Source organism: Frigoribacterium sp. CFBP 13605, assembly GCF_014839405.1.
Lineage (GTDB): Bacteria > Actinomycetota > Actinomycetes > Actinomycetales > Microbacteriaceae > Frigoribacterium.
This window is the reverse complement of sequence record NZ_JACYNS010000032.1, coordinates 1-24,697: the sequence shown is the minus strand read 5'-3', so window position 1 is coordinate 24,697 and position 24,697 is coordinate 1. Positions and strand designations below refer to the sequence as shown.

The 24,697-nt window shown below is 71.9% G+C and carries 18 protein-coding genes and 1 pseudogene; 7 read left to right on the top strand and 12 right to left on the bottom strand.

Features of this window, described 5'->3' with window-relative positions; all coding sequences use genetic code 11:
- Positions 1-427, bottom strand: a pseudogene (locus tag IFT36_RS08625) (hypothetical protein); the annotation flags it as partial.
- Positions 428-527: 100 nt separating this feature from the next.
- Complete coding sequence (locus IFT36_RS08620) at positions 528-1,322, bottom strand: class I SAM-dependent methyltransferase (protein ID WP_307785068.1); 795 nt, start codon at positions 1,320-1,322, stop codon at positions 528-530.
- A gap of 72 nt (positions 1,323-1,394) precedes the next feature.
- On the opposite strand from IFT36_RS08620, the gene msuE reads away from it, so the two are divergent.
- Positions 1,395-2,111, top strand: coding sequence for an FMN reductase (gene msuE, locus IFT36_RS08615; protein ID WP_200412891.1), 717 nt, complete (start codon positions 1,395-1,397; stop codon positions 2,109-2,111).
- Positions 2,112-2,143: 32 nt separating this feature from the next.
- Positions 2,144-2,572, top strand: coding sequence for a hypothetical protein (locus IFT36_RS08610; protein ID WP_056048939.1), 429 nt, complete (start codon positions 2,144-2,146; stop codon positions 2,570-2,572).
- A gap of 82 nt (positions 2,573-2,654) precedes the next feature.
- On the opposite strand, the gene arfA is transcribed toward IFT36_RS08610, so the two are convergent.
- From arfA to hrpA, 6 genes are all read right to left on the bottom strand, one after another.
- On the bottom strand, positions 2,655-4,190 hold the full coding sequence (arfA, locus tag IFT36_RS08605; RefSeq protein ID WP_123571634.1) for an arabinosylfuranosidase ArfA: 1,536 nt from the start codon (positions 4,188-4,190) through the stop codon (positions 2,655-2,657).
- Between the two features lie 86 nt (positions 4,191-4,276).
- A complete protein-coding gene (locus tag IFT36_RS08600) occupies positions 4,277-5,188 on the bottom strand; it encodes a carbohydrate ABC transporter permease (protein ID WP_056048933.1) in 912 nt (303 codons plus the stop codon).
- Positions 5,185-6,159, bottom strand: a complete 975-nt coding sequence (locus tag IFT36_RS08595) for a carbohydrate ABC transporter permease (protein WP_192122803.1) — start codon at positions 6,157-6,159, stop codon at positions 5,185-5,187. Before IFT36_RS08595 ends, IFT36_RS08600 begins: the two co-directional genes overlap by 4 nt.
- Positions 6,160-6,268: 109 nt before the next feature.
- Positions 6,269-7,654, bottom strand: coding sequence for an extracellular solute-binding protein (locus IFT36_RS08590; protein ID WP_200412890.1), 1,386 nt, complete (start codon positions 7,652-7,654; stop codon positions 6,269-6,271).
- Positions 7,655-7,788: 134 nt separating this feature from the next.
- Positions 7,789-8,832 carry a LacI family DNA-binding transcriptional regulator gene (locus IFT36_RS08585; protein ID WP_200412889.1) on the bottom strand — a complete coding sequence of 348 codons (1,044 nt, stop codon included), beginning with the start codon at positions 8,830-8,832 and terminating at the stop codon, positions 7,789-7,791.
- 26 nt (positions 8,833-8,858) lie between these two features.
- Positions 8,859-12,752 carry an ATP-dependent RNA helicase HrpA gene (gene hrpA, locus IFT36_RS08580; RefSeq protein WP_200412888.1) on the bottom strand — a complete coding sequence of 1,298 codons (3,894 nt, stop codon included), beginning with the start codon at positions 12,750-12,752 and terminating at the stop codon, positions 8,859-8,861.
- 98 nt (positions 12,753-12,850) lie between these two features.
- Here hrpA and IFT36_RS08575 point away from each other — a divergent pair, with 98 nt between their 5' ends.
- From IFT36_RS08575 to IFT36_RS08555, 5 genes are all read left to right on the top strand, one after another.
- Entirely contained in the window at positions 12,851-14,458 is a 1,608-nt protein-coding gene (locus IFT36_RS08575; RefSeq protein WP_159827232.1) for a long-chain-fatty-acid--CoA ligase, read from the top strand.
- A 139-nt stretch (positions 14,459-14,597) separates the two neighbouring features.
- A complete protein-coding gene (locus IFT36_RS08570) occupies positions 14,598-15,707 on the top strand; it encodes a cell wall-binding repeat-containing protein (RefSeq protein WP_192122801.1) in 1,110 nt (369 codons plus the stop codon).
- A 25-nt stretch (positions 15,708-15,732) separates the two neighbouring features.
- Positions 15,733-16,650, top strand: a complete 918-nt coding sequence (locus IFT36_RS08565) for a DMT family transporter (RefSeq protein ID WP_192122800.1) — start codon at positions 15,733-15,735, stop codon at positions 16,648-16,650.
- An 85-nt stretch (positions 16,651-16,735) separates the two neighbouring features.
- Entirely contained in the window at positions 16,736-17,920 is a 1,185-nt protein-coding gene (locus IFT36_RS08560; RefSeq protein ID WP_056048917.1) for a bifunctional 2-methylcitrate synthase/citrate synthase, read from the top strand.
- A gap of 17 nt (positions 17,921-17,937) precedes the next feature.
- Positions 17,938-19,896 carry a thioredoxin domain-containing protein gene (locus tag IFT36_RS08555; RefSeq protein ID WP_200412887.1) on the top strand — a complete coding sequence of 653 codons (1,959 nt, stop codon included), beginning with the start codon at positions 17,938-17,940 and terminating at the stop codon, positions 19,894-19,896.
- Between the two features lie 132 nt (positions 19,897-20,028).
- On the opposite strand, the gene IFT36_RS08550 is transcribed toward IFT36_RS08555, so the two are convergent.
- The 4 genes from IFT36_RS08550 to IFT36_RS08535 all read right to left on the bottom strand — a co-directional run.
- The gene (locus tag IFT36_RS08550) at positions 20,029-20,949 is read right to left on the bottom strand and encodes a sulfurtransferase (RefSeq protein ID WP_200412886.1); all 921 of its coding nucleotides are present in this window, start codon (positions 20,947-20,949) and stop codon (positions 20,029-20,031) included.
- Between the two features lie 111 nt (positions 20,950-21,060).
- Positions 21,061-21,627, bottom strand: coding sequence for a CoA-binding protein (locus tag IFT36_RS08545; RefSeq protein ID WP_056048910.1), 567 nt, complete (start codon positions 21,625-21,627; stop codon positions 21,061-21,063).
- Positions 21,628-21,633: 6 nt separating this feature from the next.
- Complete coding sequence (locus IFT36_RS08540; RefSeq protein WP_137847220.1) at positions 21,634-22,926, bottom strand: O-acetylhomoserine aminocarboxypropyltransferase/cysteine synthase family protein; 1,293 nt, start codon at positions 22,924-22,926, stop codon at positions 21,634-21,636.
- A gap of 119 nt (positions 22,927-23,045) precedes the next feature.
- On the bottom strand, positions 23,046-24,697 hold a 1,652-nt coding region (locus tag IFT36_RS08535), incomplete at its 5' end, for a dolichyl-phosphate-mannose--protein mannosyltransferase (protein WP_249408543.1).

Genomic DNA, 24,697 nt, shown 5'->3' with positions numbered 1-24,697 from the left:
AGGCGCGGAGGCCGCCCACCGCGAGGGAGGCGCGGGGCGGCGCCCAGCCCGCCCGGCTCGGGTACCCGCCCGGCGCCGTGATCAACCCGCCGGCGATCGCCACCTCGGGCCAGCCGTCGCGACCCGACCGGCCGAGCCAGCCGGAGGCGACCGTCGGGTCCCACCCGAGGTCGACGACCCGCGAGATGCCGCCGACGGGCAGCTGCGTGGCGTCGATCAGGCCGAGGTGGACGTGCGAGTCGGTGAAGGGGGCCAGCACGGTGCCCGGCACGTGGGGCAGCTCGGCGCCGGCCAGGGTGTCGGCGTCGTGCGCATCGGCCGATCCGGCGAAGACCACGCCGTGGGCGTCGAGGCGCAACAGGCTGCGACCGGACCACAGGCCCGACCAGGCGTGGTCGACCGTGACGAGCCGCGCCTCCTGGTCCATGACCCGACCCTATTCGTGCGTGCTGCCCGTGCCCTGCAGGCCCGCCCGCGTCCGGGGACGACGAGGCGGGCTCGCAGGGTGGGTGCCGAGGAGGCGCGACTCAGGCGGGCAGGACGGCCCGCGAGCACCGCGCCACGTAGGGCAGTCGGATCAGGTCGGCGCCGCGGGTGTCCGGGTGCGTGTCGAGCAGCCGCTCGACGTCGCGCAGCAGGGCCGCGCGGTCGTCGGGCGAGAGCGTGATGACGTAGCTGCGCGACGCGATCATGGCGAGGAACTCGTCGCGACCCAGCTCGTGCACCCAGGGGACGTCGTACCGCTCGACGGTGCCGAACGGGGCACCGACGACGGGGGCGTCCGACCCCATGTCGCGCTCGCGGGGTTGGCGCATCACCCGGCTGAGCTCCGCCAGCCACGGCACGGACTCGTCGCGGATGTTCCAGACGAGGCCGAGGGTGCCGCCGGGACGCAGGACGCGGGCGATCTCGGGCACGGCGCGGTCGGGGTCGACCCAGTGCCAGGCCTGCGCGACGAGGACGGCGTCCACCGTGTCGTCGCCGAGGGGGATGTCCTCGGCCGACCCGGCGACCGACGTCGCCCCGGGGACGACCTGCTCGAGGGTCGCGCGCATGCCCGGCGAGGGCTCGACCGCCGTGACCGACGGGGCACGGTCGAGCAGCAGACGGGTGAGCTTGCCCGTGCCCGCCCCCAGGTCGACCACGTGACAGGCGCCCTCGGGCAGCAGCCAGTCGACGGCGTCGAGGGGGTACGACGGGCGACCCCTCTCGTAGACGTCGGCGGCCAGCCCGAACGAGGCGGCGAGGTCGGAATCGGGTCGTGCGGGGTCGAAGCCGTGGGCGGCCGGATCGAACCCCTCCTGCAGTGGTTGATGTGTCACCGGAACACTGTCGCACGTCACGATCCGTCACACACCCTCTGTTACGTCGGCCTCGGGCGCAGCATGGAGGGGATGACTTCCTCGCTGCCTCCGACCCCTTCGTCCCCGCGTCCGACCCGTCCCCTGCGGGTCGTCGCGGTGTCCGGCACCCTCAGCACGCCGTCGAAGACCGACGCCCTCGTGCACGAGATCGTGACGGCGCTGGGCGACGTCCTGCCGATCGAGGCGCACGTCATCCGGGTCAGCGAACTCGGCCCCCTGTTCGCCGGCGCGCTCACCCGGGACCAGCTCGACGAGCGGGTCGAGCGCGAGCTGGTGGCCATCGAGACCGCCGACCTGCTGATCGTCGCCTCGCCCGTCTACCGCGCCTCCTTCACCGGGCTGTTCAAGCACCTGTTCGACTTCGTCGAGCAGTACGCGCTCGTGGACGTGCCCGTGCTGCTCGCCGCGACGGGGGGGAGCGAGCGCCACGCGCTGATCATCGAGCACGCGTTGCGACCGCTGTTCGGGTTCTTCCAGGCCCTCACCCTGCCGCTGGGCGTCTACGCGCACACGACCGACTTCACGGCGACCGGAGGCGCGGAGAAGTACGCGGTCACGGCCCCTCTGCTGCAGGAGCGCATCCGCCACGCGATCCAGCGCGGCCTGCCGCTGATCCGCTCGAGCATCGCCGAGAAGGGGCGCATCGAGCAGACCCTCGACGACGGCGACGCGCGCGACGAACTGACGGTCGGCGACCTGCGCGCCGACGAGCTCGACGTCACGACCCCGACGCGCCTGTTCAGCTGAGCGCGACCCGAAGGCGGGGCAGCCGCTCCGGGATGCCCACCGGTATCGTGATCGTCGTGAACCCCGACCCGACTCCCCGTGGCCCGTCCGTCGCCCGCGCCGAGATCCGCGACAGCGAGGCACAGCGCCGTCTCGGCCTGTTGCCCTCCGGCGTGCTGCCGGGGCGTGCGGCCCGATGGGTGGACGACGGCGTGGACGACCTGTCCGTGCTCGCGCTCGCCGAGGCACAGACCAGCACCGACGACGCCCGTGAGGCGCTCCTCGCCCAGGCGGCCGTCGACCTCGGCCTCGGCTTCGGCTCGGTGCGCGAGGCGCGTGCCCATCACGGTCAGCGCGTCGTCGAGTCGATGACGGCCGCGTCGGCCCCTGCCGACGCCCTGGGCTTCTCGAACGGCTTCACCGACACCATCGAGGAGTCGGTGCGCGACAGCATCGCCCGCCTCTTCAAGCCCCGCGGCTGATCCGGGGCGTCGACGCGACCGGACGCAGGAGGCGCGGTGCCGGTCGTGACCGGCACCGCGCCTCCTGCGGTCGTGCCGTGGGTCAGGCCTTGCCGACCTCGAGCTCGACGACCGCCCACGAGAGGGCGGGCAGGCGGAGGCGCGCGGTGCCGCCGTCGACCGTGACGCCGGTCAGCGGCACGAGGCCCACGGTGTCCTGCGCGCCCTCGGTGTTGGACGAGAAGCGGTCGCCGCCCTCGGGGACGGCCAGGACCTCGGCACGGGTGACGCGTCCGCCGCTGAAGCCGCGCAGGGCGACCTCGACGTCGGCCGCCTCGTCGAGACCGCGGTTGGCGAGGAAGAACGCGACCGTGCCGGCCTCCTCGTCGTAGGTGGCGCTGACGTCGACCAGGTCGGCGTCGCCGTACTTCTCGGTGTCGACCTTGTCGCTCGTGACGAGGGTGCGCAGGATCTGCCCGGTGGCGAGCGCGGCCATGCGGGCGAACGGCCAGAAGATCGACTGACGCCACGCGGGCCCGCCGGCCTCGCTGCGGATGGGCGCGATGACGTTGACGAGCTGCGCCTGGTTGGCGATCTTGACCCGGTCGCCGTGACGCAGCAGCGAGTTGAGGAAGGTGCCGACCACGACCGCGTCGGTGACGTTGTACTGGTCCTCGATCAGCCGGGGGTGCTCGCGCCAGCCCTTCGACACGTTGTGCGGCTGGTCGTCCGAGTCGAGGCCCGTCTGGTACCAGACGTTCCACTCGTCGAACGAGATGTCGACCTGCTTCGTGTGCTTTCCGGCGGCCTTGACGCCGTCGATCGTCGACACGACCTCCTCGATGAACGCGTCCATGTCGACGGCCGTCGCGAGGAAGCTCTTCGCGTCGCCGTCGTGCTCCTGGTAGTAGGCGTGCATCGACACGTAGTCGACCTCGTCGTAGGCGTGCGTCAGGACCTCGTGCTCCCAGGTGCCGAAGGTGGGCATGCCGCGGCCCGAGCTGCCGACGGCGACCAGCTCGATCGAGTCGTCGACGAACTTCATGGCCTTGGCGGCCTCCTGGGCGAGGCGGCCGTACTCGGTGGCCGTCTTGTGGCCGATCTGCCACGGGCCGTCGAGCTCGTTGCCGAGGCACCAGAGCTTGATGTCGAAGGGGTCCTTGGCGCCGTTGGCGATGCGGCGGTCGCTCAGCGCGGTGCCGCCGGGGTGGTTGGCGTACTCGACGAGTTCCCGGGCGGCGTCGACGCCCCGGGTGCCGAGGTTGACGGCCTCCATCACCTCGGTGCCGGCCAGCTTCGACCACGCGACGAACTCGTGCAGGCCGAACGCGTTGGTCTCGACGGTGTGCCAGGCGCCGTCGAGGCGACGGGGGCGCTGGTCGACCGGGCCGACGCCGTCCTCCCAGTTGTACCCCGAGACGAAGTTGCCGCCGGGGTAGCGGATGACGGTGGCGCCGAGCTCCTTGGTGAGGTCGAGGACGTCCTGGCGGAAGCCGTTCTCGTCGGCGGTGGGGTGACCGGGTTCGTAGATGCCGGTGTAGACGCAGCGGCCCATGTGCTCGACGAACGAGCCGAACAGGCGGCGGGGGACCGGGCCGATGGTGAACTCGCGGTCGACGGTGATGCGGGCGGTGGACATGGGTCTCCTAGGTGAGGGGATCGGCGTGCGTGCGGTGGGGACGAGGAGGCGCGGTGCGGCAGGGCGGTCGCGTCCGGGCGGTCGGATCACTGACCTCCGAACCCAGTGGTCGAGATGCCCTTGATGATCTGCCGCTGGAAGAACAGGAACACGAGGATGAGCGGCAGGGCGGCGAGGACCGCGGCGGCCATGTTCTGCGCGTACTGGATGCCGTAGGCGCTCTCGATGGTCTGCAGGCCGACCGGCAGGGTGAGCAGCGACGCGTCGTTCGTGACGATGAACGGCCACAGGAAGTTGTTCCAGGCGCCGATGAACACGAAGATCGACACCGCGCCGAGGATGGGGCGCGACAGCGGCAGCAGGATCGTGAAGAAGACCCGGATGCGCCCCGCGCCGTCGACGCGGGCGGCGTCCTCGAGCTCGATCGGCACCTGGTCGAAGAACTTCTTCAGCACGAACACCATCGCCGGGGCGATCGCCTGCGGCAGGATGATGCCCCAGTACGTGTCGACCATGTCGAAGGCGAGCATCTGGTAGAACAGCGGCACGATCAGCACCTGCGGCGGGATGATGATCGACGCGATCGTCGCGACGTACAGCCACTTCTTGCCGCGGAAGTCGAGGCGCGAGAAGGCGTAGGCGACGAGGGCCGAGGTGGCCACGACGATCAGCGTGATGACGATCGAGGTGAACAGGCTGTTGAACAGCCACACCGGGATGTTGCCCTGTTCGAGCACCCCGCGGTAGGCGTCCAGCGTGAAGCCGCCGGCCGGGATCCAGGTCTGCGGCGTCGCCGCGGCGTCGGTCTCGCTCTTGAACGAGGTGGCGAGCGACCACAGGAACGGCAGCAGCCAGAGGACGGCGAGCACGACCAGGATGGCCACGCTGATCACGGCCATGGGGCCGAACGGCTTCTGGCCGGGCTTGTGGCCCTTCCGGCCCCGGCCGGCGGTGGGGGCCCGCAGGTCGGACGTGGGGGCGAGGGCGGGCGCGGTCATTTCTGGGCTCCCTTGCGGTTGCGGGCCGTGATGCTGAACTGCGCGATCGAGATGACGACGATGACCGCGAAGAAGATGTACGAGATCGCCGACGAGTAGCCGAAGCGGTAGCCGGTGAAGCCGGTGTCGAAGATGTACTGCACGGCCGAGCGGGTGCTGCCCGCCGGTCCGCCGGTGGTCATCTGGTAGATCTGGTCGAAGACCTTCAGCGAGGCGAGCACCTGGAGGATGACGATCAGGCCGGTGGTCGGGCCGAGCTGCGGGATGGTGATCGACAGCAGCGACCGCCAGCGTCCGGCGCCGTCGAGCGACGCGGCCTCGTACTGCTGGTCGGGGATGTTCTGAAGGGCGGCGAGGTACAGCAGGAAGTTGAAGCCGACCGTCCACCAGACGGTGGTCGCGACCACGGCGATCATGGCGGTGTCGGGGTCCTGCAGCCAGGCGGGTTGCGGCAGCCCCAGCGTGCCGAGCACGTTGTTGATCGGGCCGAGGGTGGGGCTGTAGAGCTGGATCCAGAACAGCGAGACGACCGTCGAGGCGAGCAGGTACGGCAGGAAGAAGCTCAGCCGCCAGAGCCACTGACCCGGCAGCCCGGTGTTGACGAGGATGGCGAGCACGAGCGCCACGACGACGAGCGGGATCGTGCTGAGCACCGTGAACCACAGCGTGTTGAGCATCGAACGCCACATGTCGCCGTCGGCGAAGGCCTCGGCGTAGTTGGCGACGCCGATCAGCTCGCCGCCCTGGCCGGTCAGGCTCTGGCCGGTGAAGCTCAGGTAGAAGCCGTGGAGCAGCGGCCAGACCAGGAACACCGCGAAGAGCACGGTGAACGGAGCGGCGAAGCCCCAGCCGATGCGGTTGTCGGAGGGGCCGGTCCGCTTGCGGGAGGCGCGGCTGCTGTCGGTCGCGCGGGCGTCGGACCGCGTGCGCTCGGCGGTGGCCCGGGGGGCCTTGACCGTGGTGGAGGTCACAGATCGACTCCTTCGTCGTCGTGATGGTCGGGTCGTGCGGAGGGGGAGGAGGGCGGTGTCGGGCGGACGGGGCGGCGGTGCCGTGTCGGCGTGGGGGAGGGCACGACGGTCACACCGGAGCCGGCCGCGACAGCTGTGTGTTGACTCGCGCGACGAACCGGCGCATGCCGTCGGCCGCGTCGTCCTTGGCGAGGATCACGGACTGGATCGAGTCGAGGAAGTACGTCTGGAAGTCCGAGCCCGAGCCGGTGAACCAGGCGGGCGGGTCGTAGTTCAGGTAGTCCGCCGCCTCGGCGTAGTTCGCCTGCGGTCGCAGCTCGGCGTACTCGGGGCTCTCGACGATCGGCAGGTAGGCCGGGATGTGCCCGGCCGCGGCCCACGAGATGGAGTCCTTCAGGATGGTCGAGACCATCTTGTAGACGTCCTCCCGCTTGACGTCGTCGACCTCGCTCTGCCTCGGCAGCACGAACGCGTGCGAGTCGGCGTAGACGGCCGGCGTGCCGAAGAGCGTCGGGATGATGCTGCCGTCGAACGGGATGCCCGCGTTCTCGGCGCTCGGGACCTCCCACACGCCGGTGAAGAGCATGCCGCTCTCGCCGCTGACGAACTCGGCGATGCCCGACTGGATGTCGCTGGCCGTGGCCATCGCCGTGCCGTCGGTGAGCTGCTGCATGAACTGGAGCGCGGTGACGGCGGCCTGCTCGTCGTACTCGACCGTGCCGCCCTCCTTCAGCACCATGTCGGCGCCCTGCTGCTTGTAGAACGTGTAGAACATGCGCCACAGCTGGGCGCCGTCGTTGAGGTAGCCCCACGAGGCGCCGTGCTTGCCGGTCACCTGCTGCATGGCGTTCGCGACCTCGAGGAACTGCTCGGGGCTGGTGATCTCGACGAGCTTGCCGTCGGGGCCGAGGGCACCCGCCTGGGCGGCGATGTCGGTGTTGTACAGCAGGATGAACGGGTGCGAGTCGAGCGCGACCGAGTAGAGGTCGCCGCCGTTGAAGCCCTTCTTCCACACGGCCTCGGCGAAGTCCTGTTCGCGGACGCCGTACGACGCGAGCTTCTCGACGTCCCACGGGTCGAGCAGGCCGCCGGGGGCGTAGCCGGGCACGCGCGAGGCGTGCATGATCGCGACGTCCGGCGCGCGACCGCCGGCCGAGGCCATGGCGAGCTTCGTGTAGTACGGCGTGCCCCAGGCGAGCACGGTCTGCGTCGCGTGGAACCCCGGGTTCTGCTCGTTGGCCTGGTCGATCAGCGCCGACATCTTGATGCCGTCACCGCCGCTGAGCAGGTGCCAGAACTTCAGCTGCGCGACGTCCGTGCCCGAGCCGGTGACCGCCCCGGGCGCACAGCCCGAGAGGCCCGTGGCGACGAACGCCCCGCCGACGAGGGCGGCGGAGCCGAGCAACATGCTGCGGCGGCTGAGGCCGCGGGGGGTGGCGGTGCCGGAGGTGGTGCCCGGTCGCGGTGCCGGGGTCGTCCGATGGTTCTCGGTCATCTTCACTCCTTCGTGATGCGTGACGAGAGCGACTATTCCATCGTTGTAACGGATGCGCAAGAGGTTTCCGGCACACCGCCAGCACAGGGCCACAGCGCCAGGCTTTCTTCCGGCGTCGTGCCCCTCTCGTGGTGTCAGGCGCGGCCGCGGGTGCTGGCGCGCACGACGATCTCGTGGGGGACGATCACGAGTTCGGCCGCGCCCTGCCGGTCGGCGATGCGGGCCGCGAGCAGTTCGAGGGTGCGGTCGACGAAGAGGCGCTTGTCGAAGGTGACGGTCGTCAGCGGCGGCACGGAGAACCTCCCGTCGACGATGTCGTCGAAACCGGCGACCGCGACGTCGTCGGGCACCCGCAGGCCCGCCGACGTCAGCGCGCTGACGGCGCCGATGGCGAGCGAGTCGGTGAAGCAGAAGATCGCGTCGGGCCGGTCGCCGCGCTCGACGGCCGCCCGGACGACCGAGAAGGCGTCGGCCGAGGTCCACTCCGGGCACGAGTACTGCAGCGCGTGGTCGAGGGGCAGGCCGGCCTCGGCCATGGCCTGCTCGAAGCCGCGGGTGCGGGCGCGGGCCGTGGCCGTGTCGAACTCGCCGGCCGAGTCGCCGAGGGTCGCGATGCGGCGGTGTCCGGCGGCGATCAGGTGGGCCGTCATGTCGCGGGCCGCGGCGACGCTGTCGACCCGCACCTGGTCGACGAGGGTCTGCTCGACCTCGCCGATGACGACGACGGGCGGCAGCGAGTCGGTGGCCCCGGTGCCGGTGCCGGAGCCGCTGCCGGCGGACGACAGGGCGCTGGCGTCGAGCGTGATCGGGTTGAGGACGAGGCCGTCGACGAGGTGTTCCTTGCCGCGCGAGAGCAGCTCGCCCTCGCGTTCGGGCCGAGAGCCGGTCTGTTCGAGCTGGATCGACCAGCCGCGCTCGTGCGCCTGCTCGACGAACCAGTGCGTCATCTCGGCGCTGTACGGGGTGCTCAGGTCGGGGAACGCCAGGGCGATCGACCCGGTGCGCCCGGTGCGCAGGCCACGCGCGCTGAGGTTCGGCACGTAGTCGAGTTCGGCCAGTGCGCTCTCGACCCGGGTGCGGGTGTCGGGCCGGACGAAGACGACGCCGTTGATCACGTTGGAGACGGTCTTCGGCGACACCCCGGCGAGTGCCGCCACGTCCTTCACCGTCGCGCGCATGCGTTCAGGCTAGTGGCGGCAGGCGCTCAGGCGGAGGCGAGCACCTTGACGATGCGTTGCAGCGAGACGCTCTCGCTCGGCCGCAGGTCTTGTGCGAACAGGCTGAGGCGGAACTCCTCGATCATCCACCGGGCGCGGACGAGCGCAGGAGGCGCGGTGTCGGCGGGCGGGAACGTCCCGCCCGCGGCCTCGTACCGCTCGGTCGCCTGCTGCACCTCGCTGAGCCAGACGCGGTCCCGCCCGGGGTTCTCGAGCAGTTTCGCCGTGCGCTTCGTGATGCCCACGAGGTACACCGGCACGCGCTGGAGCTGCTGGAGCCCGGTCTGCGACACGAAGCCCGGACGGATCAGGCGATCCCGCTGCTGCCGCATGTCGGTCAGCGCCGCGAGCAGGGTCATCGAGGTCGCACCCTTCAGGGCCTTGTCGGCGTCGCGGGCGGCGGTCAGCGTACGGGCGACGAGCGAGACGGTCTGGAACATCTGGTCCATCACGGCCCCCGAGACCCGGTCGCGGGTCGAGAGGAACTCCTTCTTCGTCATGATCATGCCGTCGGGCTTGACGCGGAACAGCACGTCGTCGACGACGGCCACGAGGCAGTCCGCGAAGAGCGCCGACGTGTTCTGGTACGGGCTCGTCGCGAGGATGAGCTTCTCGGCGCTGGTCAGGTGCTGCTGCACGTAGGCCACGGGCGACGGGGTCGCGAGCATCAGCAGGCGCCGCACGCCCTTCGGCGTCGCGAGGGCCTGGTCGGCGGGCGTCGCCATCAACGTGATCGAGACCGAGTCGCCGTGGTCGACCAACGCCGGGTAGGCCCGGATCACGGTGTCGCCGTGGCGGGTGTCGACGACCGCGGGGAGCTCGTCGAAGTCCCACGACGTCAGGCCCTCGCGCTCGATCGAGCTCGTGGGGCGAGGCGTGACGGGCGTGGCGTCGCCCCCCGCGCCTCCTCGTCCGCGACCCCGGCCCCGGCCGCGCTCGTCGCGCCCGCCGCCCTGCGTGACGCGCGCGACGCTGTCGCGCGTGGCGTCGCGCAGCCGGTGCTGGAGCGCGTCGAGATCTTTGTCGGCCCCGACCGTGCGGCCCCGCTCGTCGACCACGGCGTACGTGACCCGCAGGTGCGCGGGCACGCGGTGCAGGTCGAAGTCGTCGGTCGAGACGGGCGTGTAGGTGAGCTTCTTGATCGCCGCGGCCACGGTCGCCGTGAACGGCTCGTCGACGTCGGCCGGAGGTGCGTCGGGCAGCTCGTCCGTGATCTTCGACGCCCAGTCGGCGGCGGGCACCACGTTCTTGCGGATCTGCTTCGGCAGCGACTTGATGAGCGACGTGACGAGCTCGTCGCGCAACCCCGGCACCTGCCAGTCGAAGCCGACCGGACGGAGGCGCGGCAGCAGCGGCAGCGGAACGATCACGGTCACGCCGTCGTCGTCGGCCCCCGGCTCGAACTTGTAGCGCAGGGTCAACGTCTGATCGCCCTGCTGCCACGTGCTCGGGAAACCCTGTTCGTCGACGTCGGGTTCGTCGTCCCCGAGCAGGTCGGCGGCGGTCATGGTGAGCAGGTCGGGCGTGTCGACCTTGGCCTTGCGCCACCAGCCCTCGAAGTCGCGCATGCTCGCGACGTCGGCCGGGATGCGCCGCTGGAAGAACTCGAACGCGGCGTCGCCGTCGACCAGGATGTCGCGGCGACGCGTCCTCTCTTCGACCTCGGTCAGCTCGCGGATGAGCTGCCGGTTCTTCTGCTCGAAGGCCTGGTGCCCCTCCCAGTCGCCCTCGACCAGCGCGTGCCGGATGAACAGCTCGCGGGCGTAGGCCGGGTCGATGCGCGAGAACTGGATGCGTCGTCGCTCGACGATCGGCACCCCGTAGAGCGTGACGCGCTCGTAGGCGACGACGGCGCCCTGCTTCTTCTCCCAGTGGGGTTCGCCGTAGCTGCGCTTGACCAGGTCGGGCGCCAGCGGTTCGGCCCACGCCGGGTCGATCGAGCCGGCGACGCGGGCGAACAGGCGACTGGTCTCGACGAGTTCGGCGGTCATCACGGCCGCCGGCGGCTTCTTCGCGAGGCTGCTGCCCGGGAAGATCAGGAACCTCGTCTGGCGCGCGCCGACGAAGTCCTTCTTCTGCGGGTCGAACAGGCCGATCTGGCTGAGCAGGCCGGCCAGCAGGCTGCGGTGGACGCCGTCGGGGTTCGCGCTGCGCTCGCCGATGTGCAGCCCGAGGGGCCTGGCCGCGCGGCTGAGCTGGCGGTAGACGTCCTGCCACTCGCGGATGCGCAGGTAGTTGAGGAACTCGTCGCGGCACAGACGCTTGAAGGCGTTGCCGCTGAGCTCCTTCTGCTTGTCCTCGAGGTACTCGAACAGGTTGAGCAGCGTGAGGAAGTCGCCCTTGGGGTCGCGGAAGCGCGAGTGCTTCTCGTCGGCCTGGGCACGCCGCTCGAGGGGCCGCTCGCGGGGGTCCTGGATGCTCAGGGCCGAGACGATGGCGAGCACCTCGCGCGTCGTGCCCTGCGTCTTGGACTCGACCACCATGCGGGCGAGGCGCGGATCGATCGGCAGTCGCGTGAGCTGCTTGCCGACCCGGGTGATCTGGCCGCCCTGGGTGACGGCGCCGAGCTCGCGCAGCAGGTCGAGTCCGTCCTTGATGCCGCGCGAGTCGGGCGGCTGGAGGAAGGGGAAGGCGGCGATGTCGCCGAGGTTCAGGGAGATCATCTGCAGGATGACCGCGGCGAGGTTGGTCCTCAGGATCTCGGGCTCGGTGAACTCGGGACGCTTCTCGAAGTCGGTCTCGCTGTAGAGGCGGATCGCGATGCCGCTGCTCGTGCGACCGGAGCGGCCCGACCGCTGGTTGGCGCTCGCCTGCGAGATGGCCTCGATCGGCAGGCGCTGCACCTTGGCCCGGGTCGAGTAGCGGCTGATGCGGGCCGTGCCGGCGTCGATCACGTACTTGATGCCGGGCACGGTGAGGCTGGTCTCGGCGACGTTGGTCGCGAGGACGATGCGGCGCCGGGTGCCCGCGGTCGTGCTGGGCTGGAAGACCCGGTGCTGGTCGGCGGCGCTCAACCGGCCGTACAGCGGCAGCACCTCGGTGAACGGCAGGTTGCGGCCGCGGATGCTCTCCTCGGCGTCACGGATCTCGTTCTCTCCGCTGAGGAAGACGAGGACGTCGCCGCTCGACTCGCGGGCGAGCTCGTCGAGGGCCTCGTTGATGCCCTGCAGGTAGTCCTTGTCGTCGGCGCGCTGCCTGCGGTCGCCGGCCCGCGCCTCCTGACGGTCGCCCTGGCGACCCGCGGGGCGGTCGTCGTCGTCGAGGTCGCCGTCGTCGTCGCTCGTGGTGTCGTCGGCCACGAGCGGTCGGTAGCGGACCTCGACCGGGTAGGTGCGACCCGAGACCTCGACGATGGGCGCGTCGCCGAAGTGCTTCGAGAACGACTCGGGATCGATCGTGGCGCTCGTGATGATGAGCTTGAGGTCGGGGCGGCGGGGCAACAGCTGCTTGAGGTACCCGAGCAGGAAGTCGATGGTCAGGCTGCGCTCGTGGGCCTCGTCGATGATGATCGTGTCGTAGCGCTCGAGCTCGCGGTCGAAGTGGATCTCGTTCAGCAGGATGCCGTCGGTCATCAGCTTGATCTGCGTGTCGGCACCGACCTTGTCGGTGAACCGCACCTGGTAGCCGACCACGCCGCCGACCTCGTCGCCGAGTTCTTCGGCGATGCGCTCGCTGATGGTGCGGGCCGCGATGCGGCGCGGCTGGGTGTGGCCGATCTTGGTCCGGCCGAGCTCGAGGCAGATCTTGGGCAGCTGGGTCGTCTTGCCCGAACCGGTGGCGCCCGCGACGATGACGACCTGGTTGTCACGGATCGCCGCGGCGATGTCGTCGCGCCTCTGGCTGACCGGCAGCTCGGCGGGATACGTGATGGTGGGGATCATGAGCCCTCCATCGTAAGCCGCCCGGGGCCGGACCGGGCGACGGGTGGCGCGTCGTAGGATCGCGGCAGACCGCACGTCAACGGAGACGGAGAGACACCATGTCATCAGCACCCAGCCCCCGAGGCCACGCCACCGCGTCGGTCGCGGCCATCCTCGCCGAGTCGGCCGGCCGGTACCCCGACGACGTCGCCGTCATCGTCGGGCCCACCTCGACCACCTACGCCGAGCTCTGGCAGCAGACCCTGGCCTACGCCGGGGCCCTCCGCGCCCGGGGCGTCGGCCCCGGGGACCGGGTCGCCATGCTCGTCCCGAACGTCGCGGACTTCCCCCGCGTCTACTACGCGACGCTCGCGCTCGGCGCGGTCGCCGTGCCGGTCCACGCCCTCCTCAAGCGACACGAGATCGAGTACGTGCTGCGCGACAGCGGCTCCCGCCTGCTCGTCTGCGCCGCACCGCTGCTCGGTGAAGGAGGCGCGGGAGCGCAGCTCGCGGGGGTCGACGTCCTGACCGTGCTCGCGCCTCCTGCCGGCCAGGAGGACGACGGGCCCGACCGCCTCGAGGACCTCGCCGCGGCCGCCGCACCCCTCGACACCTACGTGCCCCGCGACCCGTTCGACACCGCCACGATCCTCTACACGAGCGGCACCACGGGCCAGCCCAAGGGGGCCGAAGGGTCTCACCTCGCCCTGATCGAGCAGGTCAACACCAACCTGATGACGACGTTCGACATGCATCGCGGCGACGTGCTGCTCGGGGCCCTGCCGCTGTTCCACACCTTCGGACAGACCTGCACGATGAACACCGGGTTCCGGGTCGGCGCGACGATCGTCATGCTGCCGAAGTTCGACGGCGACGCCGCGCTCGCCGCGATGGTCGAGCACGGCTGCGAGGTGTTCATGGGCGTGCCCACGATGTACATGGCCCTGATCGCCGCGGCCACCCGCAGCGAGGCGCGCCCACCGCTGCGCTACGCCGTCTCGGGCGGGGCGTCGCTGCCGCTCGCGGTGCTCGAGAAGTTCCAGCAGGTGTACGACGCCCCGATCCACGAGGGCTACGGGCTGACCGAGACCTCGCCCGTCGCCACCTTCAACCACGTCGGGGTGCCACCGCGGCCCGGCACCATCGGCACGCCGATCTGGGGCGTCGACGTCGAGATCGCCGACCAGCACGTCGAGGACTCGATCGTGCTGCTGCCGCACGGCGAGATCGGCGAACTCGTCATCCGTGGGCACAACCTCATGAACGGCTACCTCGACCGGCCCGAGGACACCGCGAAGGCGATCGTCGACGGCTGGTTCCGCACGGGCGACCTCGGCACGAAGGACGACGACGGCTACCTGACGATCGTCGACCGCACGAAGGACATGATCATCCGCAACGGCTACAACGTGTACCCGCGGCAGGTCGAGGAGGTCCTCGCGCAGCACCCCGACGTCACGATGGCGGCCGTCTTCGGCGTGGCGCACGAACTCCACGGGCAGGAGATCGAGGCGGCCGTCGTCCTCCGTGACGGGGCCACGGCCACCCCCGACGAGTTGGTCGCCTTCGTCGCCGACGAGATCGCGGCCTACAAGTACCCCCGCGTGGTCCACGTCCTCGACGCCTTGCCGCTCGGCCCCAGCGGCAAGGTCCTCAAGCGCGAACTCGTGGACCGGTTCTCGGCCGCCGTCACCGGGGTCGGCGAGGGAGCCGCGGCGCCCCGCTGACCGGGTCGCGAGGGCACCCCCCGGACGGGGATCACCAGGACGGGGGCTGCCCGGACGGGGGCTGCCGGGCGGACGATCGGGCTCCTAGCCTCACAGCAGAACCTCAGCCCGATCTGACAGGACCCCCGTGAACCCTTCCATGTCCCGAGTCCTCGGCGTCACCGCCGCCGTGGGCGGCCTCGTCGCCCTGAGCCTGGCAGGCGTCACCGCGGCGACCGCCGAACCCGCCACCGGTTCCTTCACCGGGTCCGACGCCTCCGCGGCGGCGGCCCCCGCCCTCGACCGCTACCAGGGCGCCGACCGTTTCGCGACGGCCGCCGACATCGCCGGCCGGGCCTACCCGGACGGTGCCGGCACGGTCATCATCGCGAACGGCGTGCAGTTCCCCGACGCGCTGAGCGCCGCTCCGGCCGCCGCGCTGATCGAGGCGCCGCTCCTGCTGACGGCTCCGAACGCCCTCCCGTCGTCGGTGGCCGACCGCCTCGTCGCCCTCAAGCCGCGGAACGTGGTCGTCATCGGTGGCGTCAACGCCGTGTCGCCCGCCGTCGCCACCCAGATCGGCAAGATCACCGGGGCGACGGTCGAGCGCGTCCAGGGCGCCGACCGTTACGCGACCTCGCGGGCCGTCGTCGACGCGTTCTTCGCCGAGACCGGCGTCTACCGCGCCTTCGTCACCTCGGGCCTGAACTTCCCCGACGCCGTCAGCGCCAGTGCCGCCGCCGGTGCCGGCAGCACCGACTCGACCGGTGCGCCGGACGCGGTCGTGCTCGTCCCCGGGACCGCCGACGGGGTCGACCAGCCCACGTCGGACCTGTTCGAATCGCTCGGCGTCGAGTCCGTCGCCGTCGTGGGTGGCCCCGCGGTCATCTCGGACGGCATCGTCTCCGATCTCGACGCGCAGTTCCCGGGCGAGGTCGCCCTGCTGGCCGGCCAGGACCGCTACGAGACCTCGGCCTTCGTGTCGTTCTTCGCCTTCAGCGACGCGACGGGCGACGTCCCCCGCACGGACGACTCGGGCACCGTGTACCTCGCCTCCGGGCAGAACTTCCCGGACGCCCTCGCGATCGCCGCGGTCGCCGGTGCCGAGAAGTCGCCCGTGCTCCTCACCGCGCCCGGCTGCACGAACTACTACGCCGAGGACCTCATCGCGGGCCTCGCGTCCGAGAAGGTCGTCACGATCGGTGGCACGGCCGCCGTCTCCGAGAACGCGGCCGCGTTGAACTACTGCCCGGGCCCGCCGCGCACCTGACCCGCGCCGTCGGTACCCTCGCACGATGATCGCCATCGTGCTCGCCGCGCTCCTCTGGGGCACGACGGGCACGGTGGCGTCTTCTCTTCCCGGCGACGTCGGCCCGCTCGCCACGGGCGCCGCGACGATGTGCGTCGGCGGTCTGCTGCTGGCGCTCACGGCCCCCCGCGCCACGCGCGCCGCCCTGCGAGGTGGCCCGGCGGCGTGGCGCTGGCTCGTGCCGGGGGCACTGGGCGTCGTGGTCTACCCGCTGGCGTTCTACTCGTCCATGTCGCTCGCCGGCGTCGCCGTGGGCAACGTGGTCTCGCTCGGGACGGCGCCCGTCTTCGCGGCGCTGCTCGAACGCCTGCTCGACCCGCCCGGCCGGCGGCGTCCCCTCGAGCCCCGCTGGGTGGCGAGTGCGGCACTGGCCGTCGTGGGCGTCGGAGTGCTCGCGGCGACCGGGCAGCACGGTCAGGCGGGCACGGCGGCGTCCCCCGGGTGGGCCCCGCTCGGCATCGCACTGGGCGTCCTCGCGGGTCTCGCCTACGCGACGTACACCTACACCGCGGCTCGGCTCATGGCCGAGGGTCACCCGTCGCGCGGGGCCGTGTCGGCCCAGTTCGGCCTCGGTGCGGTGCTCCTGCTGCCGGTGTTGCTGGCGACCGGGGCTCCGTTGCTGCAGTCGGGCGCCTCCGTGGGGGCGACGGCCTACCTCGCCGTCGGGCCGATGTTCGTCGCCTACCTCCTCTTCGGCCACGGCCTGCGCACGGTGTCGAGTTCTCGGGCGACGACCGTGACGTTGCTCGAACCGTTCGTCGCGACCCTGCTGGCGGTGCTCGTGGTGGGCGAGCGGCTCGAGCCGCCGGGCTGGATCGGCCTCGCCCTCGTGCTGGCGGGTGTCGTCTCGATCGTGCTGACGAGACCCGTCCGCCCCTCCCGTCCCGAGGCGCCCGCCACCTAGAGTGGAGCCTCGACGATCGTGTCGCGGCCCCGTCCCGGCACGACCGGCCCGCTCCGGCGGGCCCGCCTCATCACGAAGGAGTGACATGAGCGACACCATCACCGCACCCGCCCCGGCCGCCTCCGACGGTCCCGAGATCCACAAGGGCCTGGCCGGCGTCACGGTCGACCGGACGGCGGTCTCGAAGGTCGACGCGGCCAGCAACTCGCTGCTCTACCGCGGCTACCCGGTGCAGCAGCTCGCCGCCGAGCGGGACGTCGAGGACGTCGCCTGGCTGCTGCTGCACGGCGACCTGCCGACCGTCGACGAGCGACGCGACTTCGACGCCGAGCTGCGCTCGCACCGCACGCTGGCCCCCGGGCTGCAGCACCTCATCGACCTGATCCCCACCTCGGCGCACCCCATGGACGTCGTCCGCACCGCGGTGAGCGCCATCGGCGCCGCCCGGCCCGAACCCACGACGGGTGCGGGCGCCTACGACGTCGCCGACACGCGTCGACTCGCCACGCACCTCTTCGCCGTGCTGCCCGCCGTGATCGCCTACGACCAGCGGCGCCGCCACGACCTGCCGCCGGTTCCGCCGCGGGACGACCTCGGCTACAGCGCCGACTTCCTGCACCAGGTGTTCGACCGCGAGCCCGACCCGCTCGACGTGGACGCGTTCGACACCTCGATGACGCTCTACGCCGAGCACTCGTTCAACGCCTCCACCTTCACGGCCCGGGTCGTCGCCTCGACGCTGTCCGACCTGCACTCCTCGATCGTCGGCGCGATCGGGGCGCTCAAGGGCCCGCTGCACGGCGGCGCCAACGAGGCCGCGCTCGAGCTGCTCGACCGGGTCGGCCCCGCCGACGGGGCCGTGGCCTGGCTCGACGAGGCGTTCGCGCGCAAGGAGAAGATCATGGGATTCGGGCACCGGGTCTACAAGAACGGCGACAGCCGGGTTCCCACGATGGAGGACGCCCTCGGCCGTCTGGTCGACCGGGCCCGCGAGCGGGGCGACGACCGGGTCGACGGGCTCAAGGAGACCTACGACGTCGTCGCCGCGACGGTGTTCGAGCGCAAGGGCCTGAAGCCCAACGTCGACTACCCGTCCGGGCTGGCGTACCACCTGATGGGGTTCGAGACGCCGGTCTTCACGCCGCTGTTCGTCGCGTCGCGGGTCCTCGGCTGGAGCGCCCACGTCATCGAGCAGCGCGAGGCCAACTCGCTCATCCGCCCCTTGAGCGAGTACGACGGCGCACCCCTGAGGGACGTCCCCGCGCGCTGACGCCTACCGTGGCCCGCATGCCGAACCAGCTGCGAGACGCCGTCAGCCCCTACCTCAGGTCGCACGCCGACAACCCCGTCGAGTGGCGTGCCTGGGGGACGGGGCCGTTCGCCGAGGCCGTCGAGCGGGACGTGCCCGTGATGGTGTCGATCGGCTACTCGACCTGCCACTGGTGCCACGTGATGGCGCGCGAGAGCTTCTCCGACCCCGAGGTCGCTGCCCAGCTCTCGGCGGGCTTCGTCTCGGTCAAGGTCGACCGCGAGGAGCACCCCGACGTCGACTCCAGCTACCTGGCCGCCGCCTCGGCCTTCACCGAGGGGCTCGGCTGGCCGCTGACCGTCTTCGTCACGCCCGAGGGTCGGCCGTTCTACGCCGGCACGTACTTCCCGCCGGTGCCCGTGCAGGGTCGGCCGTCGTTCCGACAGGTGCTCGACGCCGTCACCGACGCCTGGACCACCAGGCGGTCCGAGGTCGACGCGACCGCGTCGGCGGTGCAGGAGGCGCTGGCTGCGGGGCCCGCGTCGGTCACCGGCACCGCGCCTCCTGGTCCCGGTGCCGGGGTCGCCCTGCCGGGACGGCCCGAGCTCGCCCACGCCGTCGCCCGGCTCGTCGCCCACGAGGACCGCGAGCACGGCGGCTTCGGCGGGGCCCCGAAGTTCCCGACGGCGCCGGCCCAGCTGGCGCTGCTCGCCCTCGGCGCGGGAGGGGACGACGGCGCGCTCGAACTCGTGTCGCGGACGCTCGCCCGCATGGCCGCGTCGCCGCTGCGCGACCCGGTCGAGGGCGGGTTCTTCCGGTACGCGGTCCGACGCGACTGGTCAGAACCCCACTACGAGCGCATGCTATACGACAACGCCCAGCTGCTGCTGGCCTACTCGCGGCTCTCGGTGCTCGACCCGGCCCCGGCCCCGGGCCCCGCGCCGACGTCGGCAACTCAGGAGATCGGCTCGGATCCGGCCCGGGTCGCCGCCGGGGTCGCCGATTTCCTGAGTTCCCGACTGCGCACGGCCGACGGGGCCTTCGGCTCGGCGCAGGACAGCGAGAGCACGATCGACGGCGTCCGTGACGAGGGCGGCTACTACCGGAGGGACGCCGCGGGCCGCGCGGCCCTCGACCCGCCGCCCGTCGACGACAAGGTGCTCACCGGCTGGAACGGCCTCGCGATCGCGGCGCTCGCCGAGGCGGGGGCACGGCACGGCCGCCCCGACTGGGTGGACACCGCCCGCGGCGCGGCCGACCTGCTGCTCGCGCGTCACGTGACCGACGACGGTCGTCTGCTGCGCGCCTCCGTCGGGTCGACCGTGTCGGACGCCGTGGCGACCCTCGAGGACCACGGCCTGTTCGCGTCCGGCCTGCTGGCCCTCTCGCTCGCGACGAGCGAGGCCCGGTACGCCGTCGCCGCGCGGTCGTTCATCGACGCCTGCCTGCTCGACGACGCCGACCCGCGGGTCGTCGCGGCCCCGTCGGGTGGCGACCCCGTGCTGGTCTCGCAGGGCGTGGCCCTGTCGAGCGACCCGAGCGAGGGTGCCTACCCGTCGGGACGCAGTGCGGTCGCGGCGGCCGCGCTCACCCTCCACCAGCTCACCGGGGAGGCGCGCTACCGGTCGGTGGCCGGACGGCTCGTCGCCGAGGTGGCCGGTTCGGCCCTCGACAACCCGCTCGCGTACGGCGCGGCATTCGGGCTGCTCGTCGAGCTCGAGGCCCCGCTGACGCAGCTGGTCGTGGTCGAGCCGTCCCCGGCGGACCGCACCGACGACGGCCTCGCCCGCCGGGCACGCCGCGTCGTCCGCCCGGGCAGCGTCGTCGCCGTGCTGGACGAGGAGGCGCTGGTCACCTTCGAGCACGCGGGCTTCGAGCTGTTCGCGGGTCGCTCGGCCCCCGGGCGCGTCCCCACCGCGTACTTCTGCCGCGACTTCGTCTGCCGACTGCCGGTCACGACCGTGGACGACCTCGACGGACTGCTGCTCGAGGGGTGACGACACGACCGCGTCGGTCGCCCAGGCACCGGCGACGCACCGGGTAGGGGCACCCGCCCGGCGAAGCGCCGGGTAGGGGTGCCAGGCGGGGGCGCCCGGCGGGTGAACCGTGCGGGGCGCCGGGCGGGGGCGTCAGGCGGCGGCGGGCACGAGCGGTGCGGTCGGGTCGGCGACCCACTCGGCGAGCGAACCGTCGTACACCGCGACGTCCGAGCGGCCGAGGACGGCGAAGGCGAGGGCGTCGACGCTGGCCGACACCCCCGAGGCGCAGTAGACGACCGTGCGCGGTTCGTCGGGCACGACGGCGAGGCGGTCGCGGAGGACCGGGTCGCGGGCCAGCGTGCCGTCGTCGGCGAGGAGCGTCTCGGCCGGAACGTTGACGCTGCCGGGGATGTGCCCGGCGCGGGTGAGCGGGCTCGACGTGCCGTCGAACTCGTCGCGGGGCGAACCGGAGACGAGCGCCGCTCTCTCGTCGCCCGCCACCACGGACTCGACGAAGGCCTTGTCGACCCAGTGGTCGGGACGCTCGGTCGCGACGAACGGGGCGGGCGTCGGCAGGACGTCGCCGAGGTCGTACGGCTTGCCTTGCGCGAGCCACTGCGACCACCCGCCGTCGAGCACCGCCACGGCGTCGTGCCCGTAGGCGCGGAACAGCCACCACAGGCGGGACGCCCAGCGGCCGTCGACCGTGTCGTACACGACGACCGTGCTGTCGTTCGAGACGCCCAGCGCGGCCGCCGCGGCCTGGAAGCGGTCGACCCCGGGCCGGGTGAAGGGCAGGTCGGAGCCGGGGTCGCTGAAGTCGACGAGCAGGTCGGCGAGGACCGCCCCGGGGACGTGACCGTCTCGCTCGAACCCGTCGCGGCCCGTGGTGAGGGCCGCCGGGCCGTCGCCACGACCCGGGCCGACGCCGCGACCCGGATCGACGTCGAGGTCGACGTCGAGATCGAGGTCGACGAGCACCGTCGCGTCGACGATCGTCAGGTCGTCGGCGCCGAGGTGGTCGGCCAACCACTGTGTCGAGACGACGGGTGAGGTGAGGACGGGTGCCATGCGGGCCACGGTAACGCCGACCGGTGACATCGGACCCTGAGTCCGCAATGAAGCGTCACAACGTGTGCGCCGCGACGAACGGGGAAACCGCGACCCGCCTCGACGGTCGTGTCAGCGACCGGCCTTCTTCGCGGTGATGACGCCGGTGTCGAAGCCCATCAGGTTGAGCCCGCCGTTGAACCGGGCGTGCTCGACCTTCATGCAGCGGTCCATGACGACGGTGAGCCCCTGTTCTTCGCCGTACCGGGCGGCCTCCTCGTCGTAGATGCCGAGCTGGACCCAGATCGTCTTCGCGCCGATCGCGAGCACGTCGTCGACGACCGATCGGATGTCGGAGGCCTTGCGGAACACGTCGACGACGTCGGGCACCTCGGGCAGCGAGGCCAGGTCGGGGTAGGCCTTCTGGCCGAGGATGGTGTCGGCACGGGGGTTGACGAAATAGACGCGCAGGTCGGTCGACTGCTGCAGGTAGGTGCCCACGAACGAGCTCGACCGGCTCGGGTTGGGCGAGGCGCCGACGACGGCGACGCTCTTCGCCGAGCGCAGGATGGCCTGGCGCTCGCGGGCCGTGGGGCCGACCCACGTCCGCTGCGACTTGAGCAGCTTGGCGAGGGGGGACGACGCGGGCAGCTCGCAGGTCAGCCCGTTGGTCAGCTGCGTGGTGACGGTGTCGGTCACGTCGGGTCACTCGCCTTTCGTCGCCGCGGCCAGCGCCTGGTCGAGGTCGTGGATGATGTCGTCGGGGTCTTCGATGCCGACGCTGATGCGCACCGAGCCGGGCAGCACCCCCGCGTCGACGAGCTGCTGCTCGCTGAGCTGGGCGTGGGTGGTCGAGCCCGGGTGGATGACGAGCGTCTTCGCGTCGCCGATGTTGGCGAGGTGGCTGGCGAGCTCGACCGACTCGATGAAGGTCTTGCCGGCCGGACGACCGCCCTTCAGCTCGAACGTGAAGACCGAGCCGGGGCCCTTCGGCAGGTACTTCGCCGCGCGCTCGTGGTGCGGGTGCCCGGGCAGGCCGGCCCAGCGAACGCGCTCGATGCGCGGGTCGGCGTCGAGCCACTCGGCGACCTGGCGGGCGTTGTCGACGTGGGCCTGCATGCGGAACGGCAGGGTCTCGACCCCCTGGGCGAGCAGGAAGGCCGAGTGGGGAGCGAGGGCCGGGCCGATGTCGCGCAGCTGCTCGGCGCGCAACCGGGTGAGGAAGGCGTACTCGCCGAAGTTGCCGGACCAGTTGAGCCCGCCGTAGCTCGGCACGGGCTGGTCGAAGAGCGGGAACCGCTCGCTGTCCCAGTCGAAGCGGCCGGACTCGACGACGACGCCGCCGAGCGTGGTGCCGTGACCGCCGAGGAACTTCGTGGCCGAGTGCACGACGACGTCGGCACCCCACTCGATCGGCCGGTTGAGGTAGGGCGTGGCGATGGTCGAGTCGACGATCAGGGGCAGGCCGTGCGCGTGGGCCACGTCGGCCAGGCCCTCGAGGTCGGCGACCTCGCCGGACGGGTTCGCGACCGTCTCGACGAAGACCAGCTTCGTCTCGGGACGGATGGCGGCGGCGTAGTCCGCCGGGTCGGAGGACTGCACGAAGGTCGTCTCGACGCCGAAGCGACGCAGGGTGACGTCGAGCTGGGTGATCGACCCGCCGTAGAGGTTCGCGCTCGCGACGATGTGGTCACCCGCGCCGGCCAGCGAGGCGAACGTGACGAACTGGGCGCTGAGGCCGCTCGCCGTCGCGACGGCGCCGAGGCCGCCCTCGAGGCTGGCGACGCGCTCCTCGAAGGAGGCGGTGGTCGGGTTGGCGAGGCGGCTGTAGATGTTGCCGTACTTCTGCAGGGCGAACCGCGCCGCGGCGTCGTCGGTGTCGTCGAACACGAAGGCGCTGGTCTGGTAGATGGGCAGCGCCCGTGCCCCCGTCGCCGCGTCGGGAATGTTGCCCGCGTGGATCGCCCGCGTGCGGAAGCCGTACTCACGATCTGCCATGCCCCCACGCTAGCCGCTGGTCGTCACGCGGGGACCCGGGACGTCACACGGCGGAACACGGCCGACCCGCGCCTCCTGCGGGGGAGGAGCCGTCGGTCGGCCGGAGGCGGCTCCGGCGCCTACTTCCAGCTGGGAATCCAGTAGTGCAGCCGGATGAACTCCCAGTCCTCCAGCTGCGCCGTCCACAGGGGGTAGAAGAAGACGGACACGGCGACGGCGACCACGACGACGATCGCCGTGACGCCGATGCCGCTCAGCCGACGGGACCGGTCGTCGGTGCGTCGGCCGAGGACGATGCCGAGCACCGCGGCCAGGGCGAGCACGAGATAGGGCTCGAAGGCGATCGTGTAGAACTGGAACACCGTCCGGTCGGTGAACGCCAGCCACGGCAGGTAGGCCGCCGCGACGCCGACGAGGATCGCCCCGTACCGCCACTCGCGGTACCGCGCGACGCGGTAGACGAGGTAGAGGCAGGCCGCGACCGCCGCGTACCAGATCAGCGGGTTCGCGACCGAGGTGATCGCCTCGCCGCACCGGGCCACGTCGCAGCCGCCCTGGCCCTCGTCGAACCCCTGGTAGTACATGCTCGTCGGTCGCAGCATCAGCAGCCAGGTGAGCGGGTTCGCCTGGTAGGCGTGCGGGGTGTGCAGGCCGACGTTGAACCCGTAGACGCCCGCCTGGTAGTGCCAGAAGTTCTGCACCACGTCGGGCACCCACGCCAGGGCTCCCGTCCACCGCGTGCCGCCGTCCTCGACCCAGCTGCGGTAGTAGCCGCCCGACGTCGCGAACCAGCCGGTCCAGCTCGCCAGGTAGGCCACCACGGCGACGGGCACGGTCAGCAGGAAGCTCACCGGTGCCTGCCTGAACAGGGTGCCCGACAGCCAGAACTCCACGCCGGCCCGGCGGCGCGCCACCATGTCGACGACCACCGTGTAGACCGCGAAGAACGCCAGGAAGTACAGGCCGTTCCACTTCACGGCCGTCGCCAGCCCGCACAGGAGGCCGGCCGTCACCAGCCAGGGACGCGCCCACAGGGCGGGGCCCCAGGCGATGTCGCGACCGGCACCGCGCCTCCTCGCCCGCCAGGCCTCGAGCCGGCGGGCGCTCTGCCGGCGGTCGAGCAGCACCGCCCCGAAGGCCAGCAGGCCGAAGAACATGACGAAGTTGTCGAGCAGGGCCACCCGGGACATGACGATCGCGTGCCCGTCGATCGCCAGGAAGAACCCCGCCAGCGTGCCGAGCAGCGTCGATCGCAGCAGCAACGACCCGATGACCGCGACCAGGGCGACCGCGAGGATGCCCACGACTGCCGTGCTGATGCGCCAGCTCGCCGGGTTCTCGGGACCGACCGCCGCCATGCCGAGGCCGATCAGCCACTTGCCGAGGGGCGGGTGCGCCACGAACGACGGTGCCGCGAGGAACCCGCCGACCCCGCCCGCGGCGAAGGTCGGGTCGTAGTCGGCCGGCCACGACCCCTCGTAGCCGAGGTTGAACAACGACCAGGCGTCCTTGACGTAGTACGTCTCGTCGAACACGAGGGTCGCGGGGGAGTTCAGGTGCCACAGGCGCAGCACCGCGGCCAGCAGCGTGACCGCGAGCGGGCCCGCCCAGGCCCAGACGCGCCTCCTGACCGGGGTGCGCAGCACGCGCCCCCACCAGGCGTCGAGCCGGGTCGGGGGAGCCTCGCGGGCGTGGGCCGCGGTCGCGTCGTCGACCGGGGTGCCGACGGGCGGGACGGTCACCCGGGCGGTGAGCGGGTCGGCCGACGCGA

Excerpts from the sequence above, each read along its gene's own strand:
- msuE (WP_200412891.1), top strand. The coding sequence starts at position 1,395 with ATGACTTCCTCGCTGCCTCCGACCCCTTCGTCCCCGCGTCCGACCCGT.
- IFT36_RS08560 (WP_056048917.1), top strand. The coding sequence starts at position 16,736 with ATGAGCGACACCATCACCGCACCCGCCCCGGCCGCCTCCGACGGTCCC.
- IFT36_RS08540 (WP_137847220.1), bottom strand. The coding sequence starts at position 22,926 with ATGGCAGATCGTGAGTACGGCTTCCGCACGCGGGCGATCCACGCGGGC.
- IFT36_RS08565 (WP_192122800.1), top strand. The coding sequence starts at position 15,733 with ATGATCGCCATCGTGCTCGCCGCGCTCCTCTGGGGCACGACGGGCACG.
- IFT36_RS08585 (WP_200412889.1), bottom strand. The coding sequence starts at position 8,832 with ATGCGCGCGACGGTGAAGGACGTGGCGGCACTCGCCGGGGTGTCGCCG.
- IFT36_RS08550 (WP_200412886.1), bottom strand. The coding sequence starts at position 20,949 with ATGGCACCCGTCCTCACCTCACCCGTCGTCTCGACACAGTGGTTGGCC.
- IFT36_RS08590 (WP_200412890.1), bottom strand. The coding sequence starts at position 7,654 with ATGACCGAGAACCATCGGACGACCCCGGCACCGCGACCGGGCACCACC.
- IFT36_RS08600 (WP_056048933.1), bottom strand. The coding sequence starts at position 5,188 with ATGACCGCGCCCGCCCTCGCCCCCACGTCCGACCTGCGGGCCCCCACC.
- IFT36_RS08610 (WP_056048939.1), top strand. The coding sequence starts at position 2,144 with ATGCCCACCGGTATCGTGATCGTCGTGAACCCCGACCCGACTCCCCGT.
- IFT36_RS08575 (WP_159827232.1), top strand. The coding sequence starts at position 12,851 with ATGTCATCAGCACCCAGCCCCCGAGGCCACGCCACCGCGTCGGTCGCG.
- IFT36_RS08555 (WP_200412887.1), top strand. The coding sequence starts at position 17,938 with ATGCCGAACCAGCTGCGAGACGCCGTCAGCCCCTACCTCAGGTCGCAC.
- hrpA (WP_200412888.1), bottom strand. The coding sequence starts at position 12,752 with ATGATCCCCACCATCACGTATCCCGCCGAGCTGCCGGTCAGCCAGAGG.
- arfA (WP_123571634.1), bottom strand. The coding sequence starts at position 4,190 with ATGTCCACCGCCCGCATCACCGTCGACCGCGAGTTCACCATCGGCCCG.
- IFT36_RS08570 (WP_192122801.1), top strand. The coding sequence starts at position 14,598 with ATGTCCCGAGTCCTCGGCGTCACCGCCGCCGTGGGCGGCCTCGTCGCC.